Origin of the sequence: Halorubrum kocurii JCM 14978, assembly GCF_000337355.1 — an archaeon.
Lineage (GTDB): Archaea > Halobacteriota > Halobacteria > Halobacteriales > Haloferacaceae > Halorubrum > Halorubrum kocurii.
Window position 1 is genome coordinate 1 of sequence record NZ_AOJH01000004.1, and the last position, 4935, is coordinate 4935.

At 58.9% G+C, this 4935-nt stretch carries 4 protein-coding genes and 2 pseudogenes; 1 reads left to right on the plus strand and 5 read right to left on the minus strand.

All coding sequences use genetic code 11. The annotated features are described in order from the left end of the window. Window positions 1-135 precede the first annotated feature (135 nt). The 4 genes and pseudogenes from C468_RS00405 to C468_RS00420 form a co-directional block, all read right to left on the minus strand. Complete coding sequence (locus C468_RS00405) at window positions 136-975, minus strand: ABC transporter ATP-binding protein (protein ID WP_008846876.1); 840 nt, start codon at window positions 973-975, stop codon at window positions 136-138. 37 nt (window positions 976-1012) lie between these two features. Beyond that, window positions 1013-1438 (minus strand): hypothetical protein, encoded by a 426-nt coding sequence (locus tag C468_RS18900; protein ID WP_241430950.1) that lies wholly within the window; start codon window positions 1436-1438, stop codon window positions 1013-1015. 293 nt (window positions 1439-1731) lie between these two features. Then, window positions 1732-1959 carry a hypothetical protein gene (locus C468_RS00415; RefSeq protein WP_049911759.1) on the minus strand — a complete coding sequence of 76 codons (228 nt, stop codon included), beginning with the start codon at window positions 1957-1959 and terminating at the stop codon, window positions 1732-1734. Window positions 1960-2027: 68 nt separating this feature from the next. Further along, window positions 2028-2717 (minus strand): annotated as a pseudogene (locus C468_RS00420) (RNA-guided endonuclease InsQ/TnpB family protein); the annotation flags it as partial. 123 nt (window positions 2718-2840) lie between these two features. Here C468_RS00420 and C468_RS00425 point away from each other — a divergent pair. Next, window positions 2841-4187 carry an RNA-guided endonuclease InsQ/TnpB family protein gene (locus C468_RS00425; protein ID WP_008846880.1) on the plus strand — a complete coding sequence of 449 codons (1347 nt, stop codon included), beginning with the start codon at window positions 2841-2843 and terminating at the stop codon, window positions 4185-4187. 25 nt (window positions 4188-4212) lie between these two features. On the opposite strand, the pseudogene C468_RS17140 reads toward C468_RS00425, so the two are convergent. Continuing rightward, window positions 4213-4766 (minus strand): annotated as a pseudogene (locus tag C468_RS17140) (RNA-guided endonuclease InsQ/TnpB family protein); the annotation flags it as partial. Window positions 4767-4935: the final 169 nt, after the last annotated feature.

The window sequence follows — 4935 nt, forward strand, 5'->3', positions numbered from 1 at the left end:
CCCCGCCAATCGAGAACGGAAGCAGCATGACGCCCGCGAACGCGAGCGCCAACAGCTGGGTCGTATTCCCCTTCATCGTTCGCCACCGACGCCGGAGTTCGGTCCGGGCAATGAGCCGCGGCTGTTTTGCCCGCCTCATCGGTCCTCACTCCGTCCGTCATCGTCGACTCGTCCGTCTTGTCGGGCCGTACCGTCTCCATTGTTCCTGGGAGCCGGCCCGGAAGCGGCCGGTCCGCGTTCAGCGGTGACAGAGAGGAACACATCCTCCAACGTCGTTCCCTCCTCGGCTTCCATCCGTGCTGTCAGTTCCGTGGGGGAACCCTCGGTAACGAGATCGCCCTTGTACAGGACACCGACGACGTCCGCGAGTTCCTCGACGACCGAGAGAATATGCGTCGAGAGGAACACCGTGTGGCCGCCGTCGGTCAGATCTGCGATGACGTCGAGGACGGTCCGAGCCGCCCGCGGATCCAGTCCGCTGGTCGGCTCGTCGAGGAATACGACATCAGGCTCGTGTAACAGCGCCTGAACCAGCCCGATCTTCTGGCGCATCCCCTTCGAGTAATCGTTGATCCGCTTGTCGGCGTCGTCAGTGAGAGCGAACCGCTCCAACCAATTTGTAATCTGAGTCTCCATCTCGGCGGCTGGGAGGTCTCGAAGCCGACCGAAGTACTCGAGCTGTTCACGGCCGGTAAGTTCGTCAAAGACCGGCGGTTCCTCGGGAAGATACCCGATCGATGCTCTGATCGCATCACGATCCGAGACGGGATTCCCGTTGATCCACGCCTCGCCGTCGGTCGGCCGCGTCAGCGACGTCAACATCTGCATCGTCGTCGTTTTTCCGGCCCCGTTCGGTCCGAGGAAGCCGTACACCGTGCCGCGTTCGACAGTGAGATCGAGCCCGTCGACGGCGATCTCTGTCCCGAACTGTTTCGTCAGTTCACGCGCCTCAATAGCGTCCGTATCTCGTGTCATTGGAAGGGTAGGGTGGTTGGGTTCGCATTGCAGTCGATCACAAGACGATGCCTCCGACTCCGACAGCGACGAACGCCAGCGCGATCACCGTCGGAAACACCGCTCTCCGGAGCCGTGCGAACGCAAACCGTCTCGGGGAGCGGTCGGTGATGACGAGCTCATCCGCGAGGACGACCTCGTTCTGCTGGCGTTCCGTGACTCCCGCGATAAGATACTCCTCGCCGGGATCGATCCGGCGTTCGACGTAACGTCGCGTCCCGAGTCCAGGGAAAATCCGTACCCATCTCGCAACGGGGTCGAGTTCGTCTCGTACGTCGACGAATCGTTGGATGCGTTCGGGCGGCGTTTCACTGGCACCGACGGTGATGATCGTCGATTCCGTATCGAGCGCGAACCGTTTGGCGGATGGGACAACGTCCAGAGCCCCGGCCGCATCGTCGAGGGTGAACGGACGCGTCGCCACCCCGTCGTCGAGATGGGCTTGAAACCACGGGATCCCGATCCCGAACGGTTGCCGTTCGGTGACCTCGAACTCGAAACCGAGACACTGAGACCCCGTGAACGGGGCCGTAAGGGTCTCGCTCGATTCGTTCGCAACGCCGCGGCACACGACGAAAGAACCGGTGTCGGTCACTTCACTTGGGTCTTGGACGTTAGCACGGAGGACACCCGGAACGATCGTAAGCGGTCGGATCCCGTACCACCCGATCGCAAGACCGAGCGCGACGAAGCCGCTCCCGGCCACCGTGTACAGCATTACTGGGAGGGAGATAGATTGTCGAACGCCTTGGACCAGCGGTCGGCCGTCGTCGTATTTGACCGCCATGCGGTCTCGTCTGCCTCAACGAGAGAGATCATCGGATCAAGAATCTCCAAGAACAGCTGTGGGGTCTGGTGGACGGTGGCGACCGCCATCGGGACGGACAGTAGCAGTTGCTCACGGTGGAGCCGTGAGGCTTCTCGGGAGGGGTTGTGGAGGGCCACATCTCTTGTAACCACGAGAAGAATATTTGAATGTTACCCCGCGCACGGTGGCGCGGGGAATCCTGCTCTTACGAGGGCAGGCTTCCTGTTTCGATGACTTGACTTGCAGACACCGACTCAAACTGAGTCGTGTCCGTAACGGTCACACTCTCCACAGGCGTTGATTCGGGCCATCCCAACCCTAGTTCAGCAAAGCCTCTCTGCAAGACGTTCATCGCCGCGTTCGCGTCCCTGTCTGTCTCGAATCCACAGCTTGGACAGGAGTGTTCTCTGACCCAGATGGGTTTCACAGTCTCCACGCCACACGACGCACACTCTTTCGTCGTCCCTCCTGCTTCAACTTGTACAACGTGACAGCCGTACAGGTCAGCCTTGTATTCGAGGAGCGTGATGAATTGTCGCCACGGCGCATCTTGCTTGTTCCGAGCGTTGTGCGACTGTTCGAGCATCTCCTTGACATTCAACTCCTCGACGAATACGACGTCGTACGTCTTCACGAGCCACGTCGTAAGCTTGTGCTGGTAGTCCAGTACCTTCCGCTGGATGTGGCGCCTCGCCTTCGCCACATCTTGGCGTTGTGTCTTCCAGTTACTCGACCCTTCCTCTTTTCGGGAGAGTTTCCGTTGCTCGCGGCGAAGTCGTTCGTAGTCGTCTTCGAGGTCGAGCCAATCCACGGTCTTGCCGTCGCTGGTGTGGATGTAGTTGAGAATACCGAGGTTGATCCCTACGCTGTTACTCGCGGTGAGAGATTCAACTGAAGCGGTAGCGCGGAGTCCCCTTCCTCAAGGAGCGACCGAAGGGAGCGAGTAGGGAGGGGAGGAGCGCGTTCGTATCTGTCACAAACACCCGACTATAAATAGCCACTCGTACACATTGAAGACGTGGCAGACGACTACGTGCGTCGGACGGCAATCACTCGCCTCTCGGTAGACGATGAGCAACGCGAGTTGCTTGAGGAAACCATCTCCGAATGGAAGCGTGGTTGCCAACTCGCCGCGGACATGGCGTGGGGGAAGTGTAACGCCAAGAGCGACGTACAACCCCTCGCCTACGACGACTTGCGCGAAGAAACCGACCTCGGTAGTCAGCACGCAATTCTCGCCACCCACCAAGCCGCACAAGCCATCACCGGCTGTCTCGAACGCCGCTCGAACGGCAAGCAGGTCAGTAAACCCACGTTCACCGCACCCACGGTAACGTACGACACTCGAACGATGACGCTGTTCGATGACGATACAGTGTCACTCTCCACGACGGAGAGTCGCGTCCGATGTGAACTTGCCCTCCCTGAAGCCGAGGATGGCTACCAACGGCAGTACCTCGACGCCGACGAGTGGAGCGTCACGGAAAGCACACTCACCGCTCGTGACGGCGACTACTTTTTGCACATCGGATTCCGACGACCCAAGACCGAGACTGAGCGAGACACCGCCGAGGACGGAACGGTTCTCGGGGTCGACCTCGGTATTGAAAACCTCGCCGTCACCAGCACAGCACGATTCATCAATGGGCGCGAACTCTCACACAACCTCCGTGAGTTCGAGAAAGTCCGTGTAGGACTCCAACAGACAGGCACGCGAAGCGCCCATAGAACGCTCGAACAATCAAGTGGACGTGAACTCCGATACGTTCGTGACGTGGTTCACCAAGCGTCGAACGCGATTGTGGATGAAGCACTTCGATACCAGTGCGACGTGATCGCCTTCGAGGACTTGACTGACATTCGCGACCGAACGGGTGCGTCCTGGGGGCACAAGTGGTCGTTCCGAACGCTGTACGACCAGGTGGCGTACAAAGCCGAAGCAGTCGGCATCTCTGTGAAGCAAGTTGGGTCGGCGTACACATCCCAACGGTGCGCCGAGTGTGGGTTCACGGCAGACGAGAATCGCCGAACTCGCACGGACTTCCAGTGCGTGAAGTGTGAGTCGGAAGCGAACGCGGATTACAATGCGGCGAAGAACATCGGGATGCGGTACGTTCGTCGAGGCCAACAGTCGTCTCGGCGGACGGGCGACAGTCAACTCGCCCTAAAGTCTGGAACGGTGACGCCAAGTGGCGGATTCACCGCCCACCCGGACGGGTTCGAGGCCGAGCTCACGGACAAGCCCCTCCCTCAACGNAAGTCTGGAACGGTGACGCCAAGTGGCGGATTCACCGCCCACCCGGACGGGTTCGAGGCCGAGCTCACGGACAAGCCCCTCCCTCAACGAGCGAACCCGTCAGGGTGAGCGAAGTAGGGTGGGGTTGTTGACCAGCGGGCTTCTCTGGAGTGTGTTCGGCCTCAGTTTCGAGGCTGAACGTGACGAACCACTCACCCGTGGGTTCCTTTTTGAAGGTAGCTTCTTTGATCGAAGCGTGGTCAGGAATCGGGCGAGAGTACCGAATTTTCATCCACCAATTTTGCTGAAGCGGACGTACGCATACTTGCCGTGGCCCCTCTTTTCATCGAGGTCAAAGCTAGACTGATTGTACGTGACGCTTCGGTAGTCGCTGGGTGCTTGCCGTTTGAGCCGACCGACATTGTACCCCTTTTTTTTGAGTTCACTCAGGACAGTGAGATTGTGGTGGAAGCGAGCGACGGTGGCTTGTGCAGCTTTCGAGTGTAGTTCACTGAATATCGGCCACGTGCGTTTCCACTCGGGGAGTTTGTTGTTCTGGTCGTACTCGCTCGGTTTGTCGTCCTCGGGACTATTCGTGTAGTCCCAGCGGACGTGGTTGTAGAGTTGGCGATGAACGTTTAGATGGTGTTCCAGACTTTCCACTACCTCTTGTGTCGGGTAAGCGTGGTAGCGGTGACTGTATTCCATCGCTGTCTTGTGATTAGGGATATGTCTAGTTAGTGTTTTGTATCACGAGTTGTCGGCTTCATCGCCGACCACGGTGGGTCGGGGTATTCGCCTTGCTAACCAGTATAAAAGGACGGTACGATCCGAATCTTCGGTTCTGTTGAGATCTACAGCAGAAGCCCACACTCTA

What these genes read in the sequence shown, in the direction of transcription:
- C468_RS00405 (WP_008846876.1), bottom strand. Translation starts at nt 975, where the DNA reads ATGACACGAGATACGGACGCTATTGAGGCGCGTGAACTGACGAAACAG.